Origin of the sequence: Sphaerisporangium viridialbum, assembly GCF_049674955.1 — a bacterium.
In the GTDB taxonomy this organism is placed as follows: domain Bacteria; phylum Actinomycetota; class Actinomycetes; order Streptosporangiales; family Streptosporangiaceae; genus Sphaerisporangium; species Sphaerisporangium viridialbum.
Window position 1 is genome coordinate 2,491,593 of sequence record NZ_CP187232.1, and the last position, 21,931, is coordinate 2,513,523.

The 21,931-nt window shown below is 70.5% G+C and carries 18 protein-coding genes; 15 read left to right on the plus strand and 3 right to left on the minus strand.

What is annotated here, in order from left to right:
* Nucleotides 1-82: 82 nt before the first annotated feature.
* From ACOZ38_RS11040 to ACOZ38_RS11085, 10 genes are all read left to right on the plus strand, one after another.
* A complete protein-coding gene (locus ACOZ38_RS11040) occupies nucleotides 83-652 on the plus strand; it encodes a DUF5987 family protein (protein WP_424530112.1) in 570 nt (189 codons plus the stop codon).
* Nucleotides 649-2,304: an FAD-dependent oxidoreductase gene (locus ACOZ38_RS11045; RefSeq protein ID WP_424530114.1), complete on the plus strand. Its 1,656-nt coding sequence runs from the start codon at nucleotides 649-651 to the stop codon at nucleotides 2,302-2,304. Before ACOZ38_RS11040 ends, ACOZ38_RS11045 begins: the two co-directional genes overlap by 4 nt.
* 14 nt (nucleotides 2,305-2,318) lie before the next feature.
* Entirely contained in the window at nucleotides 2,319-3,431 is a 1,113-nt protein-coding gene (locus tag ACOZ38_RS11050) for a carboxymuconolactone decarboxylase family protein (protein WP_424530116.1), read from the plus strand.
* 210 nt (nucleotides 3,432-3,641) lie between these two features.
* Nucleotides 3,642-4,445: a TIGR03084 family metal-binding protein gene (locus tag ACOZ38_RS11055; RefSeq protein ID WP_405146045.1), complete on the plus strand. Its 804-nt coding sequence runs from the start codon at nucleotides 3,642-3,644 to the stop codon at nucleotides 4,443-4,445.
* Between the two features lie 100 nt (nucleotides 4,446-4,545).
* Nucleotides 4,546-5,586, plus strand: coding sequence for a 3-deoxy-7-phosphoheptulonate synthase (gene aroF, locus ACOZ38_RS11060; protein WP_405146046.1), 1,041 nt, complete (start codon nucleotides 4,546-4,548; stop codon nucleotides 5,584-5,586).
* Nucleotides 5,587-5,616: 30 nt separating this feature from the next.
* On the plus strand, nucleotides 5,617-6,507 hold the full coding sequence (locus ACOZ38_RS11065; protein WP_405146048.1) for a prephenate dehydrogenase: 891 nt from the start codon (nucleotides 5,617-5,619) through the stop codon (nucleotides 6,505-6,507).
* A gap of 729 nt (nucleotides 6,508-7,236) precedes the next feature.
* Entirely contained in the window at nucleotides 7,237-8,781 is a 1,545-nt protein-coding gene (locus ACOZ38_RS11070) for an MFS transporter (protein WP_424530119.1), read from the plus strand.
* Nucleotides 8,782-8,950: 169 nt separating this feature from the next.
* Nucleotides 8,951-9,280 (plus strand): YciI family protein, encoded by a 330-nt coding sequence (locus ACOZ38_RS11075; RefSeq protein ID WP_424530120.1) that lies wholly within the window; start codon nucleotides 8,951-8,953, stop codon nucleotides 9,278-9,280.
* 261 nt (nucleotides 9,281-9,541) lie between these two features.
* On the plus strand, nucleotides 9,542-10,615 hold the full coding sequence (locus ACOZ38_RS11080; protein WP_424530122.1) for a DUF2855 family protein: 1,074 nt from the start codon (nucleotides 9,542-9,544) through the stop codon (nucleotides 10,613-10,615).
* A 29-nt stretch (nucleotides 10,616-10,644) separates the two neighbouring features.
* The gene (locus ACOZ38_RS11085) at nucleotides 10,645-11,364 is read left to right on the plus strand and encodes a DUF2306 domain-containing protein (RefSeq protein ID WP_424530123.1); all 720 of its coding nucleotides are present in this window, start codon (nucleotides 10,645-10,647) and stop codon (nucleotides 11,362-11,364) included.
* A gap of 61 nt (nucleotides 11,365-11,425) precedes the next feature.
* Here ACOZ38_RS11085 and ACOZ38_RS11090 read toward each other — a convergent pair whose 3' ends face one another.
* On the minus strand, nucleotides 11,426-12,775 hold the full coding sequence (locus tag ACOZ38_RS11090) for an extracellular solute-binding protein (RefSeq protein WP_424530125.1): 1,350 nt from the start codon (nucleotides 12,773-12,775) through the stop codon (nucleotides 11,426-11,428).
* 329 nt (nucleotides 12,776-13,104) lie between these two features.
* Here ACOZ38_RS11090 and ACOZ38_RS11095 point away from each other — a divergent pair, with 329 nt between their 5' ends.
* The 4 genes from ACOZ38_RS11095 to ACOZ38_RS11110 all read left to right on the plus strand — a co-directional run bounded on the left by ACOZ38_RS11095 (nucleotide 13,105) and on the right by ACOZ38_RS11110 (nucleotide 17,511).
* Nucleotides 13,105-14,670 carry a BBE domain-containing protein gene (locus ACOZ38_RS11095; RefSeq protein ID WP_424530126.1) on the plus strand — a complete coding sequence of 522 codons (1,566 nt, stop codon included), beginning with the start codon at nucleotides 13,105-13,107 and terminating at the stop codon, nucleotides 14,668-14,670.
* A gap of 96 nt (nucleotides 14,671-14,766) precedes the next feature.
* Entirely contained in the window at nucleotides 14,767-16,008 is a 1,242-nt protein-coding gene (locus ACOZ38_RS11100; protein WP_424530127.1) for a cytochrome P450 family protein, read from the plus strand.
* Nucleotides 16,009-16,043: 35 nt separating this feature from the next.
* Nucleotides 16,044-16,595 carry a dihydrofolate reductase family protein gene (locus tag ACOZ38_RS11105; RefSeq protein WP_424530129.1) on the plus strand — a complete coding sequence of 184 codons (552 nt, stop codon included), beginning with the start codon at nucleotides 16,044-16,046 and terminating at the stop codon, nucleotides 16,593-16,595.
* A 37-nt stretch (nucleotides 16,596-16,632) separates the two neighbouring features.
* Nucleotides 16,633-17,511 (plus strand): LLM class F420-dependent oxidoreductase, encoded by an 879-nt coding sequence (locus ACOZ38_RS11110; RefSeq protein WP_424530130.1) that lies wholly within the window; start codon nucleotides 16,633-16,635, stop codon nucleotides 17,509-17,511.
* Nucleotides 17,512-17,958: 447 nt separating this feature from the next.
* On the opposite strand, the gene ACOZ38_RS11115 is transcribed toward ACOZ38_RS11110, so the two are convergent.
* The gene (locus ACOZ38_RS11115; RefSeq protein ID WP_424530131.1) at nucleotides 17,959-19,122 is read right to left on the minus strand and encodes an acyltransferase family protein; all 1,164 of its coding nucleotides are present in this window, start codon (nucleotides 19,120-19,122) and stop codon (nucleotides 17,959-17,961) included.
* A gap of 505 nt (nucleotides 19,123-19,627) precedes the next feature.
* Here ACOZ38_RS11115 and ACOZ38_RS11120 point away from each other — a divergent pair.
* On the plus strand, nucleotides 19,628-20,875 hold the full coding sequence (locus ACOZ38_RS11120) for an acyl-CoA dehydrogenase family protein (RefSeq protein WP_424530133.1): 1,248 nt from the start codon (nucleotides 19,628-19,630) through the stop codon (nucleotides 20,873-20,875).
* Between the two features lie 143 nt (nucleotides 20,876-21,018).
* Here ACOZ38_RS11120 and ACOZ38_RS11125 read toward each other — a convergent pair whose 3' ends face one another.
* Nucleotides 21,019-21,852, minus strand: coding sequence for an SAM-dependent methyltransferase (locus ACOZ38_RS11125; protein WP_424530135.1), 834 nt, complete (start codon nucleotides 21,850-21,852; stop codon nucleotides 21,019-21,021).
* Nucleotides 21,853-21,931: the final 79 nt, after the last annotated feature.

The following is a 21,931-nucleotide window of genomic DNA, read 5'->3' on the forward strand; positions in this document are numbered from 1 at the left end:
CAACTCAGAAGATGCATCGGAGGCGGCCGTGGACGAACGATGAACTGTCAGCAGTCGACCTAGACGGACGAGGAACACGCCTATGCGGCCGCGAACTCAAGACGAAGAGCAGACCAGGACGATGACGATCGAGGCGTTCGCCGACACGATCGTCCCTGGCGAGAAGCGGTCCTCCGACGACAGGGCCATCGCGGGAGCCACCACGGGCGGCGGGGCGGTGGCCGCGGGCGCCCTCGACCTGCTGGAGTGGGACGCGACGGGGCTGAGCGGCGCGCTCGGCGACCTCGCCGGCGCGCTGAACGAGCACACTCTGGCGTACGCCGCCGAGCAGGAGCTGGCGCTCGACGAGTCGGTGCCGCCGTTCGTGGCGCTGTCGTTCGAGCACAGGACCGCCATGGTGAACCGGCTGACCACGCCGGGCCACCCCGAGAAGCCGCTCTGGGTCAGCCTCGCGCTGTTCTGCAACATGGCCTTCGACTCGGCGGCCCACCTCCACACCGCCGACGCCATCGCCGCCGGGCACCCCGGGCTGATCGCGATGGGCATCGAGAAGCCCGACCCCGACGGCCGGTGGCGGTTCCCGAACTACTCCTACGGCCGGCCGCTGGCCCGCCTGCACCCGGACACGACCCCTACAGGGAGCCCCGCATGACCAGCACCGAGAGCACCGACGTCCTCGTGGTCGGAAGTGGCTTCGGCGGCGCGATCGCGGCGTACCACCTCGCGGCCGGCGGCGCGCGGGTCGTGGTGCTCGAACGCGGCCCATGGCTGACGGGCCAGGACTTCGACCACGACTTCAAGCTCGGATCCTCGTACACGCGGGCCTTCGACTTCGTCGTCGGCGACGGCATGAGCATCCTCGGCGGCAACTGCGTGGGCGGCGGCAGCGTCGTCTACTTCGCCGCGATGCCCCGCGCGCCGCGCTACACCTTCGAGCGCCACGGCAGCATCGGCAGGCGCATGTGGCCGGCCGCCGTCAGCCGCGACACCCTCGACCCCTGGTACGACCGGGTGGCGGAGTCGATCAAGATCACCCAGCAGGACTGGAACGACGTCTCGTACGCCGGGGGGCTGTGGGCCGCGGCCTGTAACCACGCCGGCCGTACGGCCAACCCCGTGCCGGTCGCCATCGACACCACCAAGTGCACCAACTGCAACTGGATGATGGCCGGGTGCAACTTCGACGCCAAGCAGTCGCTGCTGTTCAACTACCTGCCCGCGGCCATCGCGCACGGTGCGGAGATCCGGCCGCTGCACGAGGTGCAGAAGATCTCGCGGACCGACGACGGCGGCTACCGGGTCCACTACGACCTCATCGACGACGAGGACTACCGGATCCGCGGCGAGAGCGGCACGATCGACGCCAAGGTCATCGTGCTGGCGGCCGGCGCCGGCGCCACCCCCGTCATCCTCCAGCGCAGCGAGGAGACGCTCGGCACGATGCCGCACGCCGTCGGCAGGTACTTCTCGGGCAACGGCGAGCGGCTCAACACCGCCATCCTCAACGAGGACAAGGTCCGTGAGGTGCTCGGCCTGGAGCGCGGCGACGGCCTGGCGTACGAGGCCAACCAGATCGGCAAGGGCCCGGTCGTGGCGAGCTGGGACCGCCTGGACGGCTCGCTGCCGGAGTACTCGCGGTTCTCGCTGGAGCAGCTCTACTTCCCGCCCGGCCTCGGCACCATCCTCGCGCAGGTCCCCGGCGCCACCGGCCCGAGCTGGTTCGGCGTGGACAAGAAGGAGATCCTCAAGCGCTGGCGCTCCTGGCTGATCATCTTCCAGATGACCGAGGACGACAACGAAGGGGTCTTCGGCCCGCCTCCCGCCCACGGCAACGCCGACCGGCTGTCGCAGCAGATGCTCGGCGTCGGGCGTCTCAAGTACGACCCGACCCCCAACACGCTGCGCGGCTGGGCCGAGGCGGACGCCGAGGTCAAGGACATCCTGGAGCGCGACGGGCTGGCCGAGGTGGCGGCGTGGACCAACGACGTGGTGGGCGCCTACACCGTGCACCCGCTGGCGTCCTGCCGCATCGGCGACGACCCGGCGACCTCGGCGCTCGACGACCGCAACGAGCTGCGCGGCCACCCGGGCATCTTCGTCACCGACGGCTCCGCCGTCCCCGGCGCGCTGAACGTCAACCCCGCGATGACCATCGCCGCCCTCGCCGAGCGCGCCATCCCCGGCATCGTCCAGGCCGCGCAGAGCCGCGGCGTCGACGTGACGTACGGGGCGCCGGCCCCCGACGGTTCCACCGCCGGCCGGCGCGGAGCACTGCCCCTGGTGCCCAGCCTGCTGCGCCAGTAGGAGAGGAGCAGGCCATGGGCAAGGTGCTCAGCCGGGCGACACTGCCCGGCACGCTGTCTCAGGTGCGCCACGTCACCCCGGTACGGCCGCGCGAGGCGACCGGCCTCGTCACCAGGGTCTACGCGCAGGTCGAGCGGGACTTCGGGATGCTCGCGCCCCCCATGCTCCTGCACTCGCCGGCTCCGGAGGCCCTCGCGGCCTCCTGGTCGATCCTGCGCGAGTCGCTGCTCGCCGGAGGGCTCGTCGGCAGGGCGGTCAAGGAGGCGGTCGCCACCGCGGTCTCGCTCGGCAACGCGTGCCCGTACTGCGTCGACGTGCACAGCGCCACGATGGACGGCCTCGTGCCGGGACGCCACGCCGCCGAGATCGTGGGCGGCCGCGCAGAGGCGATCGGCGACCCCGTCGTGCGGGGCGTCGCCGCCTGGGCGCGGGCGAGCGGCACGCGGGAGACCGCCGCCCTCCACCAGGCCCCGCTGCCGGCCGAGCAGACCAGGGAGCTGGCCGGGGTGGCGGTCACCTTCCAGTACCTGAACCGCATGGTCAACGTCTTCCTCGGCGACTCCCCGCTGCCGCCCGAAGTGCCGGACAGGGCGCGCGGCGGCCTCATGCGGCTGTTCGGCCTGATCATGCGCCCGGCGGCGCGCAGGCTCGGTATGCCCGGCGCCTCGCTCGACCTGCTGCCGGCCGCCCCGCTGCCCGGGGACCTGTCCTGGGCGGACGGCACGCCCCACCTCGCCGAGGCGTTCGCCCAGGCCGCCGCCGCCATCGACGCCGTGGGCCGCCGCTCGGTGCCGGCCCCGGTGCGCGAGATGGTCACCGCCGAGCTGGCGGTGTGGAACGGCGAGCCGCCCGGTCTCGGACGTGCCTGGGTGACCGGCGCGGTGTCGGGCCTGCCGCCCGCCCAGCGCCCGGCGGGCCGGCTCGCGCTGCTCACGGCCATCGCCTCCTACCAGGTCGACCAGACGGTCATCGAGGAGTTCCGCGCCGGCACGCCGGGAGACCGGGCGCTGGTCGAGCTCACCTCGTGGGCGAGCATGGCGGCGGCACGGCGGGCGGGGAGCTGGATCAGCCCCGCCCCGCTCGCCCGTACGGCGGAGCACCGCGACGGCGGCCCGTCGCTCACCTGAGGCCCACCCCCGCGGCCCGCCGAGCGCGGTCCGCGGGGGAGATCCGGCCGCCCATTCGCGAAAAGCACACACGGAGAAGACACCGGTAATTCAATTGATGCATGCTTGTTTCAAGAACGTCAATTGAATTCGGCCGCATAACTTCTTGAATATAAGTGTTCCGCCTTTTCGAGTCGATCAGACATTCCATTCCAGTGAGAGGAGAGACGCGTGACCGAGCTGGACAACGTGCTTGAGGCCCTGACCGCGGAGGGCGAAGAGCTCGACCGCCTGGTGGCCGGCCTCGATGCGTCGCAGTGGGAGCTGCCCACCCCCGCGCCCGGATGGACGATCGCGAACCAGATCGCCCACCTGGCCTTCATCTTCCGGCTCGCCGGGACCGCGGCGTCCGACGCCGAGGCGTTCAAGGCCATGATCGCGGGAGCCGAGCACGACTTCAACGGCGCGGTGAACGCCGCCCTCGCCCTCTACGCCGACGACACCCCCGAGGTGCTGCTCGGCCGCTGGCGCGCCGAGCGCGAGAGGGTGGTCGGGGCGCTCGCCGCCGTGCCGGCCGGACAGGTCGTGCCGTGGCTGGTCAACCCGCTGCCGCCCATCATCCTCGCCTGCGCGGGCATCATGGAGCAGTTCGCGCACGGCCAGGACATCTTCGACGCGCTCGGGGAGCGGCGCGAGCTGACCGACCGCATCGAGCATCTGGTCGTGTTCGCGGTGCTGACCAGGGACTTCGGCTACCTGTCGCGTGGCGAGACCCCGCCCGCGACCGAGTTCCGCTTCGAGCTCACCGCGCCCTCGGGCAAGCTGTGGGCGTTCGGCCCCGAGGACTCGCCGCAGAAGGTCACCGGGCCCGCCGCCGACTTCTGCCTCCTGGTGACCAGGCGGCGCCACCGTGACGACCTGGAGGTCGTCGCCACCGGCAGCGAGGCCGATCACTGGCTGGACATCGCGCAGTGCTACCGGGGGCCCGCCGGGGCCGGCCGCACCCCCGGCCAGTTCGCGACCGCCCAGGTGTGACGACGCGCCTTCCGGTATCGCTTTCCCTGCTGTGCGCCACCGAGATCGGCGTCACGAAGACGGCCTGGTATCGGAATGAGCGAAGAAAGGCCGCAAATACATGGTAATCGTGATGACCGCGGACGCCACCCCGCCGGACATTCAGGCCGTCGTGTCACTGGTCCAGTCGGCGGGAGGTGAGGCGTTCGTCAGCCGTGGGGTCAGCCGCATAATCATCGGCCTGGTTGGTGACATCGACCAGTTCGCCACGCTGAACCTGCGGGGCATGCGGGGGGTCGGCCAGGTCACGCGCATCTCGGCGAAGTACAAGCTGGTCAGCCGCGAGCACCATCCTGACCGCTCGGTCGTCGAGGTCGGGGGAGTCTCCATCGGCCCCCGCACCGTCACGCTGATCGCCGGGCCGTGCGCCGTCGAGACGCCGGACCAGACGCTCGCCTCCGCCCGGATGGCGCAGGCGGCCGGCGCGACGCTGCTGCGCGGCGGAGCGTTCAAGCCGCGCACCTCGCCGTACGCCTTCCAGGGCCTGGGCGAGCGCGGGCTGCGCATCCTCGCCGACGTGCGCGAGGAGACCGGCCTGCCGATCGTCACCGAGGTCGTGGGCGCGCACGACGTCGACATGGTCGCCTCCTACGCCGACATGCTGCAGGTCGGCACCCGCAACATGCAGAACTTCCCGCTGCTCCAGGCCGTCGGGTCGGCGGGCAGGCCCGTCATGCTGAAGCGGGGGATGAACGCCACGATCGAGGAGTGGCTGATGGCCGCCGAGTACATCGCGCAGCGCGGCAACCTCGACATCGTCCTGTGCGAGCGCGGCATCCGCACGTTCGAGACCGCCACCCGCAACACGCTCGACATTTCCGCGGTGCCGGTGGTGCAGCGGCTGTCGCACCTGCCGGTCGTCGTCGACCCCTCGCACTCCGGCGGCCGCCGCGACCTGGTGCTGCCGCTCAGCCGCGCGGCCATCGTGGCGGGCGCCGACGGCCTCATCGTCGACGTGCACCCCGACCCCGACATCGCGCTGTGCGACGGGCCGCAGGCGCTGGTCGGGGAGGACCTCGCGGCGCTGGCGCACGCGATGGAGGACCTGAGCGGGTTCATGGGCCGTCAGCTGTCCACACAGCGGGAGCTTCTGGCCGGCTGAGAGCACGGTCAGGGCACTTCGGGAGGGCTGATGTATCCGTCCACACTTCGCCGCGTCTCGATCCTCGGCAGCGGCGTGATCGGCACCTCGATCGCGCTCGCGCTGCGGCGCTCCGGCATCCGCGTCGCGCTGTCCGACCGCGACGGCGACGTGGTCGCCAAGGCGGTGCTGATGGGGGCGGGGGTCGCGCTGGCCCCCGACGATCCCCCCGCCGACGTGGTGGTCATCGCCACGCCGCCGTCCACCGTCGTCCCGGTGCTCCGCGACGCCCAGGCGCGGGGTCTCGGCGCGGTGTACACCGACGTCGCCAGCACCAAGGCCCGCATCGTCGCCGAGGCCGAGCGCGCGGGCTGCGATCTCACCACCTACGTGCCCGGGCACCCGATGGGGGGCCGCGAGCTGTCGGGTCCGTTCGCGGCCCGCGCCGACCTGTTCACCGGCCGCCCCTGGGCGCTGTGCCCGCACGCCGCGACGCCGCCGGGGCACCTTCACCTGGTGGCCGAGCTGGTGGCCGTGTGCGGGGGAGAGCCCGAGGTGCTCGCTCCGAGCACCCATGACCGGGTCGTCGCCGCGGTGTCGCACGCGCCGCACGTGGTGGCGGCGGCGCTCGCGGCCGGGTTCGCGGGCGCGGACGAGACCATGCTGTCGCTGGTGGGCAGGGGCCTGCAGGACGCGACGCGGATCGCCACCGGAGACCCGGAGCTGTGGTGCGACATCCTCGAGCAGAACGCCGACGCGGTGGCCGTGGTGCTGGAGACGGTGGTGCGGGAGCTGTCGCAGGCGGCGCACGCGCTGCGAAGCCTGGACCACGCCGGTGCGGGCGCCCTCGCCGACCTGCTGGCGCGGGGCAACCGTGGCCGCGACCGCATCGTCGGCACGTGGCCGGCCCGCCGGGTGGAGAAGGCGGGCCTGCGGGCCTAGCGGGCGGGCCCCCGCCCTGGACGGGCCGTACGGGCTCGGCACGTCCCGAATGGCCACCCGCGAATACGGCTATTTACCTTTAATCAGCATTTTCCGGGCGAGTACCAGAGCACTTTGAAAGAAGCCGCCCCGGGTGGCCGAGGAGATAATGCTGGAAGAGTCTTCGCGGGCGACGGCCGCCCGCGCGCAAAGCGGAAGGAGCGTGCCGGCCGGCATGACAGGTGGACGGCTTGACCTGCTCCCACCGGCGGGTCCGCTTCTCGGTGACCGGCCCGTGAGTGCGGCGGGCCTGACGGCGCCGGCGTGTTCCCCGCCCGCTCGCTCGGACCGAGTCCCGGCCTATTCGGCGCGGCTCGCGAATTTCCCCGCTTTCCTGCCTTTCGTGACGCGGGGTGTGCGGGATTACTGCTCTGTCTCCCGCCGGATCCTCTCGCGGCGATCCTTGGGCGCTCCGTTCGTCCGGGCACAACCCGTCCGGTGGGCGCCGCCCGAGTGACCGTCAAGATCCGGGATCCCGATGAAAGGGGGCGCCGCTGTCAGGAGTCGCTGGCCGGTTCGCCCCCTCTCGCTTGTCCCGGGGAATCCGGCTTGACGTGAGCACATCCGTGTAAATCGCCCTATCTCACCAAGTGCGGCCTTGCATTGATGGCGGCCGACGAAGAGAGGAACAGGAACGTGACAGACGCTGCTCAACCCAAAGCGGGGAAACGCGAATGGGTGGGTTTGGCCGTGCTGGCCCTCCCAGCCCTGCTCGTGTCCATCGACATCTTCGTGGTCCTCCTGGCGCTGCCCCACCTGGCCGACTCGATCCACGCCAACAGCGTCGAGCAACTGTGGATCGTCGACATCTACGGCTTCATGGTGGCGGGCTTCCTGGTCACCATGGGAAACCTCGGTGACCGTATCGGCCGCCGCAAACTGCTCCTGATCGGCGCGGCGGCGTTCGGAACCGCCTCCGTGATCGCCGCCTACTCCAGCAGCCCGATCACCCTGATCCTGGCCAGGGCGGTGCTCGGCGTCGCGGGCGCCACGCTCGGCCCCTCCACGCTCTCGCTGGTCAGCAACATGTTCCGCGACGCGAAGCAGCGCGCCACCGCCATCGGCGTCGTGGCGGGAGCCTTCTCGATCGGCGCCATCTTCGGCCCGATCATCGGCGGAGTGCTGCTGGACCACTTCTGGTGGGGCTCGGTGTTCCTGGTGGGCGTGCCGCCGATGGTGCTGCTGCTCGCGGTGGGCCCGAAGCTCATCCCCGAGTACAAAAACCCGCAGGCCGGGCGGCTGGACATCGTCAGCGTGGCCCTGTCGCTGGTGGCGGTCCTGCCGATGATCTACGGCATCAAGGAACTGGCCAGGGAGGGCTGGGCGGCGGCGCCGGTCGTGTCCCTCGTCGTCGGCGCCATCTTCGCCGTGGTGTTCGTGCGCCGGCAGCGCGCGCTGAGCGACCCCCTGCTCGACCTGCGCCTGTTCAACAACCGCATCTTCAACACCGAGCTGATGAGCATGCTGTTCTACAACGCGCTCACCGGCACGACGATGCTGTTCATCGCGCAGTACTTCCAGACGGTGGCGGGCATGACGCCGCTGCAGGCGGGCCTCGGCCTGCTGCCAGGTCTGGTCCTCGGCATCATCAGCCTGACGGTGGGCCCGCAGCTCGCCGGCCGGTTCCGTCCGAGCGTCCTCATCGCGGGCGGCCTGGTGATCGTGGTCGCCGGCCTGGTGGTGCTCACGCAGGCCGGATCGAACGGCGACCCGGCCGGCCTGATCATCGGCTACGCCATCTGGTGTCTCGGCGGCGGCCCGCTGCTGACCCTGGGCATCGGCCTGGTCGTGGGGTCCGTCCCGCCGGAGAAGGCCGGCTCCGCCTCGTCGCTGTCGCAGATCGCGATCGAGTTCGGCTACGCGGTGGGCATCGCCACCGTCGGCACGATCGGCACCCTGGTCTACCGTTCGCAGATCGCCGGCGCCATTCCCGCCGGGGTCCCGGCGGGGGCCGCCGACGCCGCCCGTGACAGCGTCGCCGGCGCCACCTCGGCGGCCGCCACGCTTCCCGAGCAGGTCGCCTCGGCGATCCTCGTCCCCGCACGCGAGGCGTTCACCAGCGGGCTGCACGTCGTCGCGGCCCTGAGCGCCCTCATCATCCTGGGAGTCGCCATCCTCAACGCGGTCGTGCTGAAGGACCTGCCCCCATTCGGGCAGGCCGCCCAGGGCGGCCCCGCGGGCCAGGCGGACGCCGATCCCGCGCCCAGCGAGGAGCGTGCCACCCAGGAGGTCTGACGCCGGCGTCGAGGGCGGGCCTGGCCGACGGGCCCGCCCGAGATGCCGGCCGAACGCGTCCGACGTCAGGACGCGGGACGGCACGGACCGTACCATCCTCTCCGGTGATCGCCGCCGCGGTGGTGGCCGGTTCGTTGAAGACACACATCGACAACGGAAGGAAACCCTTATGGCTCAGTTCGCCCTTCTCCTCTACGCGCCCGCCCCCGCCGACTGGTCGGAGGCCCCGCCGGAGGAGCTGGAGGCGCACGGCGCCTACGCGGACAAGATCGGTGAGCTCGGCGGCAGCATCGTCAGCGGCTGCGCGCTGCACTCCAGCACGGGCGCCAAGGCCGTGCGCGCCGACGGCGTCACCGACGGCCCGTTCGTCGACTCCAAGGAGGTGCTGGGCGGCGTCACCATCATCGAGGCGCGGGACATCGACCACGCGGTCGAGATCGCCCAGCAGAGCCCGGGCACCTGGCGTGGCGGCATCGAGGTGCGCCAACTCCTCGGGTGACCCCCCGCCCGTCCCGGCCGTGGCCGGCGGGCCGCAAGCGACAACGGACGCCGTCACGGCGAGCTTCACCGCTCGCCGCGGCGGCGTCTTCCGTGTCCGGCGGAAGCCGCCGCGCCCCGTGCGGCGTCTTCCAGAGTGCGGAGTCGGCGGTCGTGCCCCGCCGGTCCGCGACCGCGCAATCCAGGAGATGCCGCGCGCGAGGGCGGCGGATCACGATGTGATTCGGCGTCACTCACCGCGCGACGTACCTAGGAGATGCCAGTGCCTCAGCCGGACAGATGGGATCTGGTGTTCAAGCTCGACGATCTCGCGGTCAGTGAGGTCAGGGAGGCGCCGTCCCCCCGCCTTCAGCCCGGCGAGGTGAGCCTCGCCGTCGAGAGGTTCGGCCTCACGACCAACAACGCCACCTACGCGCGCTTCTCCGAGCCCGGCTTCTCCTACTGGGACGCCTTCCCCGGCCCCGACGGCTACGGGCGGGTGCCGGTCTGGGGCTTCGCGCGCGTCGAGGAGTCCCGCCACCCCGACATCGCGGTCGGAAGCCGCTTCTACGGCCTCATGCCGATGTCCAGCCACCACGTCGCCGCCCCGGAGCCCACGCCCAGGGGGTTCGCCGACACCACGCCGGCGCTTCACTACCTGCCGCCCTGGTACTGGAACTTCCAGCGGGTGGGGGAGCCCGGCGAGCGGGACGACCGCAGGGCGATCGTCCGTGCCGTCTACCCCGCGGTACTCAACCTCGCCGACATGCTGGAGAGGCAGGCCGCGGCGGGCGTCCGGTCCGTGGTGGTCACCAGCGCGTCCAGCAAGGTGGCCATCGGCCTGGCCGAGCGCCTGTCGTCCCGGCGGGCCGGCCTCGCGGCCATCGGCGTCACCTCGGCGGGCAACGCCGCCTTCGTCGAGGGCCTCGGCCTCTACGACACGGTCGTCTCCTACGACGCGCTGTCGTCGTTGCCCCCCACCGGCCCGGTGGTGTTCGTCGACCTCACCGGTGAGGCCGGCAGGCAGTCGGCCGTCTGCGAGCGCCTGGCGGCCGAACTGCGCCACACCGCGATGGTCGGCTTCACCCACCCGGACTCCAGCATCGAGCCGCCGGCGCTGCCCGGGCCCGAGCCGGAGTTCTTCTTCACCCCGCTGGTCGAGGCGCAGACCATCGAGCAGGAGGGCGCGGACCGCTACCACGCCCGCTACACCGAGGCCGAGGACGGGTTCGTCGACAGTACGGCGACGTGGCTCACCATCCGGCACGCGAAAGGACCGGGCGCCGTGGCCGATGTCTTCGGCTCCCTGCTGGCAGGACAACAGCCCCCGGATGTGAGCTACGTGTTCCGTCCCTGACGGAGCCCGTCGAGCAGGAGGAAAGAACCGTGACCCTTGACACGCACTCCGGCGCGCCCGCGCGCCCGGCCGAGCCGGAACGCCCGCCGGCCCCCACCTCCAGCACGTCTCCGCGCTTCTGGCGGCGGCCCTGGATCATCCCGCTGCTGCTGGTCGTCGTGGGCTTCATCGTCTACCAGGTCACGCCGTACGTGCCCGAGCGCACCGCGCCGACGCCCCCGCACGACGGCTTCCCGGCGTACTACCCCCTGCTGGTCGTCCACATGATCACTGGCACGCTGGCCATGGTGACCGCCGTGTTCCAGGTGTGGCCGTGGCTGCGCAAGCGGCACCCGGCCGTCCACCGGGCCCTCGGCCGGGTGTACGTGGTGTCGGCGCTGGTCGGCGGCGTCATCGGCCTCATCATCGTGCGGTTCGCCCCGCCGGTCGGCCAGATCGGCGTGGCCGCGTCGACGACCCTGTGGATCGCGACGACCGCGGCCGCGTATGTGATGGCCGTGCGGAAGCGGTACGACCTGCACCGCCGCTTCATGCTCTACAGCTTCGCGATCGTCATGAACAACATCTGGGGCGTGCTCATCGTCAACGTGCTGATGCGGCTCCCGTTCGAGGTGGGCTTCACCTACATGCTGGAGGGGGCCCGGTGGATCGGCTGGGTCGTCAACCTCATGCTCGTGCAGTGGTGGCTGTACCACACGGCCGGACGTCCGCTCGACATCCCCAGGCCCAAGAAGAAGGTCCGGGTCTGACCTCGGTCCCCATACGAAAAGGGCCGGCGGGGAGTCTCCCCGCCGGCCCTTCGCCGTGCGATCAGCTGTCCACCACCAGGCAGTGCGCCGGGCGCGGGCCGGTCGCCAGGCAATGGGCGCCGTAGTCGTCCAGCAGCCTCGTGGCCTCGGCGGAGGCCTGGGTGAAGCGCGCGACCGGGTCGGCGCCACGGCCCATGACGTCCTCCATCGCGTTCATCATCGCGTGCTGGATCTGGGCGAAGTGCCCGAGCAGCGCGGCGCTGGCGCCCGGGGTGCCGTCGGTCGCCTTGAGCTGCTCGACCGTCGCCCGGTGGTAGGCGTGCTCGCCGTCGAACCAGCCCTCGCTCTCCAGCAGCGCGATCGCCCCGTTGGTGACCGGGGAGGTGCCGAAGGACTTGTGCCACTTGCCGACGTTGGCCGGGGTGTTGAGGTACTGCATGAACGCCAGCGCCCCGTCCTCGGTCTCCTTGTCCAGGCCGTCCGCCAGCCAGATGCCGTCGCCGCCGATCCAGTTCCCGGCCCGCGGGAAGTCGTCGCTGTACGGCGTCGGGGTCACGGCCACCTCGAAGCCGCCGTCCTGCCCGGCCTTGACCATGTACGGCCCGTCGAAGGACGAGCTGAGCCGGAACACCACCTGCTGGTCGGCGAACGCCTTGAACGAGCCCTCCCAGTCCTCCACCTTGCCGGTGTACAGGTAGTGGCCGTCCTGGTGCATGCGGTGCCACCAGGTGACGTACGCCAGCATCTCGGGGGAGGTCAGGTCCACGGTCGTGGCCCGGCCGTCGCGGCCGTTGTCGTGGTCGACGAGCCGGGCGCCGAGCTGGGCCATCGCCTGCTGGAAGAACTTGCCGTCGTTGGCCCAGCTGATGCCGTGGGACGGGCCGTCCTCCAGCTCGGCGACCGCCCGGCACGCCGCTTCGATCTCGCCCCAGGTGCGCGGGATCTCGGTGACGCCGGCCGCCTTCAGCAGGGTCACGTTGGTGTAGAGGTGCATGGTGGAGACGCTGAGCGGCATCGCGGCCACCGTGCCGTCGATGGTGTAGAAGTCGCGGCACGCGGTGATGATGTCGTCGAGCACGACCGGGTGGCCGAGGATCTCGGTCCGGCCGCCGATCGCCTTCTCCACCGAGGTGAACAGCGGGGTGCCGTCCGCCTTCAGCGTGTCGCGGGCGATCTGGGTGGCGCCGGTGTAGTACGACGCCATCGTCGGGGGGCGGCCCTCCAGAGTGGCCTTGGAGATCTCCTCGCCGAGGTTCTGGAAATAGAAACTGCCCACCTTGATCCGGTACCGGGGATGCAGCTCCTCGAATTCCCTGGCCCGTTCCTCGATAGGCTCCAGGAAATTGGGAAACGGGTATCCCGTGAACAGCGCGTCGATGGTGATTCTGTCCTGCTGGTTCGCCTCACCCACGTGCGGGTCCTTTCTCCAAGTGACGCGAGACAGGAGCCCGCGCAGCATGAACGGCCTGGTCGCGGTCTGCGGCCGGGCTCATGGAACACGCGGGACTCCTTGATTCCTGAGGCTCATGCTTTGTCACCGTCCTGGGTGCCGCATCTTTGCGAGTGCGGTGTTCTCCGCGGCGCCGGTAATGGCAGCGCATTTCATCGCGCCGCCTTATAAAGAGCACATCGGGAGATGCACCCGTGTCGTGGCGGACCGCACGCTGGAGGTAGCCGAGTTTGACCCATGAACGGCCGCGCGGTGATGCCGACCGCCGGGCCGCCACTGGAGGAACGAATATGACCGATCTACAGAGCCGCGCCTTTCCGAACGGCGCCGCCGGTCTCGCGGGCGCGGCGGGCGGGACGTTCCAGGCGACGACCATCACCCCCGACGACCCGCGCTACCAGAGCATGCTGCGCGGGACCAACCACCGGTTCGTCGGCAGCCCCGACTTCGTGCGCGTGGTCACCACGACGCAGCAGGTCATCGACACGGTCAACGAGGCCGTGTCCACCGGGCGCCGGCTCGCGGTGCGCAGCGGCGGGCACGGCCTTGAGGACTTCATCACCAACCCCGAGGTCAAGATCCTCCTCGACATCTCGGAGATGCAGGACGTCTACTACGACAGCGCGATGCGGGCGTTCGCCATCGAGTCCGGCGCGATGCTGAGCCACGTCTTCCGGGTGCTGTTCAAGGGCTGGGGCGTGACCGTCCCCGCCGGCATGTGCCCCGACGTCGGCGTGGGCGGGCACTTCGCGGGCGGCGGGTTCGGCCCGCTGTCACGCAGCCTCGGCGCGGTCGTCGACTACCTGTACGCGGTGGAGGTCGTGGTCGCCGGCGAGGACGGCGAGGCGCGGGCCATCGTGGCGACCCGCGAGCCCGGCGACCCGCACCGCGAGCTGTGGTGGGCGCACACCGGCGGCGGCGGCGGCAACTTCGGCGTGGTGACGCGCTACTGGATGCGCACCCCCGGCGCGACCTCGTCGAACCCGGCCGAGCTGCTCCCCAAGGCGCCGTCCGCGACGCGCAGCGGGGTCGCCTTCTGGTCGTGGGAGGGCATGAGCGAGGAGAGCTTCTCCACGCTCCTGCGCAACTTCGGCACCTGGTGCGAGAACAACAGCGCCGCCGGCACACCGCAGGCGAACCTGTTCCCCTACTTCCACGGCACCCACAGCTCCACCCAGCCGGGGCTGATGCTGGGGGCTCTCATCGACGACGGGGTGCCCGACGCGGAGGCCCTCATGGCCGCGTTCCTGGACGAGGTCGGCGCCGGGGTGGGCGTCGAGCCGATGATGAAGTTCCAGGACGTGCAGCCCTGGTTGTACGCCGCGGCCTACCCCGGCTACGGCGACCCCGGCAACCCGGGCGTGCGCCGCTTCAAGATCAAGGCCGCGTACCTGCGCAAGGGGTACACCGACCGCCAGATCGCGGCGATCTACCGGCACTTCACCGCTGAGGTGTACAACCCGACCCAGCTCCTGCTCGTCGGGTACGGCGGCCAGGTCAACACCGTCGCCCCCGACGCCACCGCGACCGCCCAGCGCGACTCCATCCTCAAGGCCGCCTTCCTCGGCGCCTGGGGGAGCCCGGCCGAGGACGACACCAACCTCTCGCTGATGCGCCAGATGTTCGCCGACGTGTACGCCGACAGCGGCGGCGTCCCCGGGCCGGACGAGTACAGCGATGGCGCCTACATCAACTACCCCGACGCCGACCTGGCCGACCCCGCGCTGAACACCTCCGGGGTGCCCTGGCACACCCTGTACTACAAGGACAACTACCCCCGCCTGCAGCAGGTCAAGAAGAAGTACGACCCGCGGAACCGGTTCCGCCACTCTTTGTCGATCCGACTGCCCGAATAGCCCCGCGTTCCCCGGCCTCCCCGGTGCTCCGGGGAGGCCGACCTCACGTCGCTGGTGTGCCGGGAGCCCGGCCAGCGCCAGATCTTGGAGACATTCATGGAACAACGCTGCCCCGTCCTCGACATCACCGGCGCCGACATCCACGCCGAGGCCGACCAGCTGCGGGCGCAGGGCGTCGCCACCCAGGTGGAGCTGCCCGGTGGCGTCCTCGCCTGGTACATCAGCCGGCACGACGTCATCCGCCGGCTGCTGACCGACCCCCGGGTGACCAAGAGCGCCCGCGCCCACTGGACGGCGTTCCTCAACGGCGAGATCCCGCCGGACTGGGAGCTGATCAGCTGGGTCGCGATGAACAACATCTCGACCTCCTACGGCAAGGACCACATGCGCCTGCGGAGGCTGATCGGCAAGGCGTTCACCCCGCGCCGGGTCGAGGCCATCCGGCCGCGCATCGTGGAGCTGACCAACCAGCTCCTCGACGGGCTCGCCGCCACCGAGCCCGGCCAGGTGGTGGACCTGCGCGAGCGGTTCTGCTTCCCGCTGCCGGCCCGGCTCGTCGCCGACCTGATCGGCATGGACGAGACCGCCCTCGCCAAGACGGCCGTGGTCATCGACATGATGGTCGACACCACCGTCAGCCCCGAGCAGGCCGGCTCCATCCTCGCCGGCTGGCGGGACGCGATGGCCCAGCTCATCGCGGAGAAGCGCGCCAACCCCGGTGAGGACATCACCAGCGACCTCATCGCCGCGCGCGACGAGGACGGCTCGCGCCTCAGCGAGGACGAGCTCACCGACACGATCTTCGCGATCCTCGGCGCGGGCTCGGAGACGACCATCAACTTCCTGGACAACGCCACCACCGGCCTGCTCACCCACCCCGAGCAGCGCGACCTCGTCTCCAGCGGGCAGATCTCCTGGGACAGCGTCATGGAGGAGACGTTGCGCTGCCAGGCGCCGCTCGCCAGCCTGCCGCTGCGCTTCGCCGCGGCCGACATCGAGCTCGACGGCGTCACCATCCCCAAGGGCGACCCGATCCTCATCAACTACAGCGCGGTCGGGCGCGACCCCTCCCTCCACGGGCAGGACGCGGGCAGCTTCGACATCACCCGCCCCGACAAGGAGCACCTGTCGTTCGGCTACGGCCCCCACTACTGCCTGGGCGCCGGCATCGCCCGCCTGATCGGGTCGATCGGCCTGTCCACACTGTTCGAGCGCTTCCCCGAGCTCACCCTGGCGGTGCCGGGCGACGCGCTTGAGCCGCTGCCGACCTTCATCATGAACGGCCACCGCAGCCTCCCGGTGCTGCTCAGCGCCCGGGTGCCCGCCGAGGTGAGCTGAAGCTCCGGCGAACGGCACCGATCAGAGGAGGCGCCATGCGGAAAGTGATCCTGGCGGAGTTCCTGACGCTCGACGGCTTCATCGAAGGTCCGGCCGGTGAGATGGACTGGGACATGGAGGTCTTCGACGACGACATGGAGCGCTACGCCGACGAGCAGATCACCGGGGTGGACACCCTGCTGCTCGGCCGCAGGACCTACGAGATCTTCGCCGGAGCCTGGCCGAAGGAGACCGGCGAGTTCGCCGACAAGATGAACGGCATGGAGAAGGTCGTCTTCTCCCGCACGCTGAAGAAGCTCGACTGGAACAACGCGCGGCTGGCCGGCGACGACGCCGCCGAGGAGATCGCGAGGCTCAAGGCGCGGCCGGGCGGGAACATGCTGATCTACGGCAGCGCCCGGTTCGCCCAGAGCCTGATGCGGCAGGACCTCATCGACGAGTACCGGCTGTGGGTCCACCCCGTCGTCCTCGGTCAGGGCAAGCCCCTGTTCGCGGACGTCAAGGAGCGGATCAAGCTCACGCTGGTGGACACCCGGCTGTTCGACACCGGGGTCTGCGTCCTGCGCTACAAGGCCGCCGGCCGCTGACAACACACGTCATCGAAAGCAAGGATGGGAGGCCGGCATGAAGGTTGGCTTGGTAATCGGGGACTACACCTGGGACGGCGGGCCCGCCAGAATGGCGGACACGCTCGTAGAGATCGCACAGACCGCCGACGACACCGGTTTCTCGATCGTCGGCGTCGGCGACCACCTCTGGCAGGGCGCGCACTACGGCGGCCCGGAGGCGCCGTTCCTGGAGTCCTTCACCGCGCTCACCATGATCGCCGCCAACACGCGGCGCTGCCGGGTCGCGCCGGTGATGGCCGGGGTCAACTTCCGGCACCCGTCCCTCCTCGCCAAGATGGTGACGTCCCTGGACGTCCTGTCCGGCGGCCGGGCGATGCTCGGCATCGGCGTCGGCTGGGACGAGACCGAGGCCCAGGGCCTCGGCATTCCGTACCCCTCACTGACCGAGCGGTTCGAGAGGCTCGAGGAGACGGTCCAGATCTGCCTTCGCATGTGGGAGGGCGAGCGGGGCGACGAGCAGCCCTTCGACGGGAAGCACTACCGGCTGGAGCGGGCGCTCAACCTCCCGCAGAGCATCACCAGGCCCCGCCCGCCCATCATGATCGCCGGTGGCGGTGAGAAGAAGACCCTGCGCCTGGTGGCCCGCTACGCGGACGCCTGCAACCTCTACCCGGGCCCCGAGCTGCCCGCCAAGCTGGACGTCCTTCGCGGGCACTGCGAGGCCGAGGGCCGCGACTACGACGCGATCGAGAAGACCTGCATCTTCCCGTTCGACATGGGCGAGGGTGTCAACGCGGATTCGCTGGTCGAGATGCTCGGCGGGCTCGGCGGGCTCGGGGTGCAGACGGCGATCGGCATCCTGGCCGGCCCTGACCCGGTGCGCCAGGTGGAGCTCATCGGCAAGCGCGTCATCCCCGCCGTCGCCGACGCCTAGGAGATAGACCTTCCACGGGAAACGGATGGACTGTCCGGCTTCATCCCTGACCCGGCCAGAGATGCCCGATCGCTTCGGCGGTCGGGCATCGTCGTTCTTCCGGCACACCGCACCTGGCCGGACGGCCACACCTGCGGGCGCCGCCCGCGGCGGCCGGGGTGCTCTGCCGGACATCCGCTGACGATGCTGGAACGCCGGCCGAGGCCCGCGTACATGCCGTGGATGGCGGTCGAAGGCGGCCGGACGTACACCGCCCTGGAGGGCTGGTTCGCGTACGGCCTGGGCCGCCTCCTCGACGGCGTCGCCGCGAGTCTCCGAAGGGTCGTCCCACGCGAGAGATCCGCCCGCCGGGGACGGCGGGCGGATCATTTGTCTCACCCCTCAGGCCGAGGCCCGGCCGCCGGTCAGGAGAACCGGCGGCCGGGCGTCGCCCGTGGCGGGCGGTGACTAGGGCGCGACGGACGGCGCGGTCGACGCGACCGGCGCGGGCGCCTCGGCGGCGTGGGTTCCGGCGGGCGGGCCCTCGATCGGGGGCGGGGGAGGCGTGCCGCTGCGGCGGCGCCGCTTGGGCGTGGCGAAGCGCTTCATGATCGGGTCCTCGACCAGCGTGAACAGCAGCCACGAAAGCCCCAGGGTGATCGCGAACAGCACGCCCAGCATGAGGAACCCGACCGGGGTGCTCCAGCCCTTGGGGGAGCCGAACCACTGGCGGGCGTAGATCAGGATCAGGTAGTGCCACATGTAGAAGGCGTACGACCACTCACCGAGCTTGACCATGGGGCGGCTGCCGATCCAGCTGGTCCTGCCCTTGGCGTCCCCGGCGGCTCCCGCGGCGATGATGAGGCCGAGCGGGACGATCCAGATGGCGACGACGGTGTAGCTCAGCGGGAGCAACGGCGCGAGGGCGTACAGCGCGATGCCCAGCGCCAGCGAGCCGCCGAGGCCCAGCGGGAGCCTCCTGCCGGTCATGACGATCCTGGCGAGGATCATGCCGAAGACGAACTCCAGCATCCGCACCGGCGGGAACTGCATGACGAACCACATCTGCGATTCCGTCATGGGGAAGCCGGGGATCAGCGGTTGTTCCGGCAGCAGCTTGGACAGCGACGGGATGGCGACGGTCACGGCCACGATGACGCCCGCCCACGCCCAGAGCCGCTCGGGCCTGATCCGGCGGATGTAGCGCGCCAGCAGCGGGAAGCAGAGGTAGAACAGCGCCTCGCACGACAGCGACCAGGCCGGGGAGTTGAAGGCGATCCTGACGTCCATCGTGGGGAAGTACGACTGCAGCAGCAGGAAGTGCACCAGCGCGGTCTTGCCGTCGATGGCCGTCTTGGCCACCACGCTCACCAGGATGAGCGCGGCGATGAGGGTGATCGCGTAGTTCGGGTAGATCTTCAGGATGCGGCGCCGCAGGAACATTCCCGTGGTGTCCGAGGAGCGCTGGGCGTAGGTGAGGACGAAGCCGCTGAGGACGAAGAAGTAGACGACCGCCGCCCAGCCGCCCTGGACGACCAGTGTCGTGGTGCTCGCGTTCAGCCACGCCGTGGCGAACAGGCCGGCGCCGAGGGCGTGGGTCAGGAACACCATCGCCGCGGAGATGAACCGCATTCCGGTCAGTGACGGAAGCCGGGATGGCAGGGGTACGGGACGGGACCCGACGGGTTTCGACAACTCCACCAATTTGACGCACCTTCTTACGTTCTGGCCGGCTCAGGCCGGTCGACGGACGCCCCGAACGTGGTCCTGAGACCACCGTGCATCGACCAGCAGGTCTTGACCTTTGCATCCCGGCGAACCCCGCGCATTTCCCAAAATGCGGTGTTTCCCGGGCGGCGCACGGTGAACGGGCACATCGCATTCCAGGAGATGCCCCGCTCCACCGGCGCGAGTGACGCTTGATGACAAGGCCGGATGTGAGGAAAGGCCGTGCGACCGGATGATCGCCACCGTTTCGGGGGTGCGTCTTCCCCGTCCGGAAGGAATCGCCGCCTCTCGGGGACGGCGAGCCGGTGGCGACGGACGCGTCATGGACGGTGAGCCGCGGCACGTACACGCCGTCGCCGCGTACGCCACCGTCCCCCGCCACCCATTCGAGATAAGGACCTGCGCAGCGATGGCAGTAGCCACGAATGTTTCCGAGTACGGAGTCGTCTTCCCGCCCGAGCCCGGGCTCACGCCCGCAGAGATCATCGCGCGGGCCGAGGCCATCGCACCGACGCTGGTCGCCCGCCAGGCCGATACCGAGGAACGCACCTTCTACGCGCCCGACACCCACGAGGAGTTTCTTAAGGCCGGCTTCTACCGGATCCTCGTCCCGCGGCGCTACGGCGGCTACGAGTTCGGCATCGACACCTTCCTGCGAGTGGTGATGGCCCTCACCAGGGGGTGCCCCTCGACCGGCTGGATGTACTGCCTGGGACACGCCCACGCGCTGATGGCCGCCTCGCTGTTCGACGAGCGGGCACAGGCCGAGTTCTTCGAGGCCGGCGACTTCATCTGCCCCGCCACGGTGATGCCGAGCGGCACCGTCGAGCGCACGCCCGACGGTGACTGGCTGCTCAACGGCACCTGGAACTACTGCTCTGGCTCGCCGTACGCCACCCACTTCATCGGCCACACGCTGGTGTCGCCCGCCGAGGGCGAGCCGCCGGCGCCGATGCTGTTCGTCGCCCCGCGTAGCCAGTGGAGGCGCCTGAACGACTGGGGCGGGCAGCTCGGCCTCAAGGGCAGCGGATCGCACAGCATCGTCATGGAGAACGGGCTGGTCCCGGCCCGCTACACCCTCCCCACGCACGTCAGCCAGGTCACCGTCAACGAGGGCACACCCGGACGCGACCTGCACGACAACCCCCTGTACGGCGGCGGCCAGCTCAGCTTCATGGTCATCGAGGACGCCGTGCTCGCCGTCGGCATGGCGCTCGGGGCGCTCGACGCCTACGAGGAGCTGATGCGCACGCGGACCACCGCGTTCCCGCCGACCATGACCCGCGCCGAGGCCCCCGACTACCAGTTCTGGTACGGCGAGGCCGCCGGGATGATCGCCACGGGGGAGGCGGCCATCATGAACGCCGTCCAGCAGTGGGCCGAGACCACGGCCAAGGGCGCGCCGGCGGTCACCAAGGAGCGGGAGATGCGGATCGCCGCCATCTGCCACGAGGTCGTGAAGCTCTGCTGGCACGCGGTCGAGAACTACCTGTTCCCCACCGCGGGCTCCAGCGCGGTCCGCCAGGGGCAGCGCATCGAGCGGGTGTGGCGTGACATGTCCATGTTCCACAGCCACGCCGGATTCGCCGTCTTCCTGTCCACCATCGCCAAGCGCGAGCTCGCCAAGGCGCACTTCGGCATCGCCGACGAGCACTGAGACGAGCACCGACAGACCAGTACAGACGGACCAGTACAGAAAGAGCAGCACAGAGAGACCAGCGCTGAGCGCGTTTCGCCCCCCAGTCCCTGCCGGCCGTGTCCACCGAAGAAGCTGGACACGGCCGGCAGAGCCTTTTCGCGTCAGGCGGGCTTGCGGGCGACCGCGATGAGGTAGCCCATCTCCGGACGCAACCCGATGGGGTTGCGGAAGGCGTTCAGCACGTCGGCGGCCTCCGGGCCGTAGCGCTCGACCAGCTCGTCGAACCGCTCGTTCACCGCGTCGTACACCCGCCAGGCGGTCTTGGCGGTGTGCTCGCTGATGTCGAGCAGCTCGACCAGCTCCAGCCCCGTACCGGCGACCAGGGCGCGGTAGGAGTCCTCGTCGAGCACGGGGCTGGCCTGGATCTCCTCCATGTGGCCTGCCACCCTGGCCCGGTCCTCGTCGCTCAGCGGGCCATGCAGCAGGAAGTCGGTGAGGACGACCCGCCCGCCCGGCCGCAGCACGCGGAGGAGCTCGCGCAGCGTCGCCGTGCGGTCCATGTGCATGAGGGCCTCGAAGACCCACACGACGTCGAACGAACCGTCAGGGTAGGGCAGCGCGAGCACGTCGGCGTACGCGAAGGTGACCCGGTCGGCCAGGCCCTTGGCCGCGGCGCGGCGGCCCGCCTCGTCGATCTGGGCCTGGTTGTTGGAGATGCCGATGATCTCGGCCGGGGTCTTCTCCGCCAGGCGGAAGGCGGAGGTGCCGACGCCGCAACCCACGTCCAGCACCCTGCCTCCCTGCTCGAGATCCGACTTCTCGATGAGCAGGTCGGTCAGGCGGTCGGTGGCCACCTTGTTGGAGCTCTCGTCGTCCGCCGAGAGCCAGTATCCCTGGTGGAAGTTCTCGTCCCACACCTCGAGCAGGATCAGGTTGGACATGTCGTAGAACTCAGAGGTGCCTTCGGGCTGGTGCAAAGCGTGCTCTGTGGTCATCTCAGCTCCGCTGGTCGGTCGATTACCGGAGAACGCCGGCGGACCACGGGCCGTCGAGGGACGTCACCGGAGGACCGTG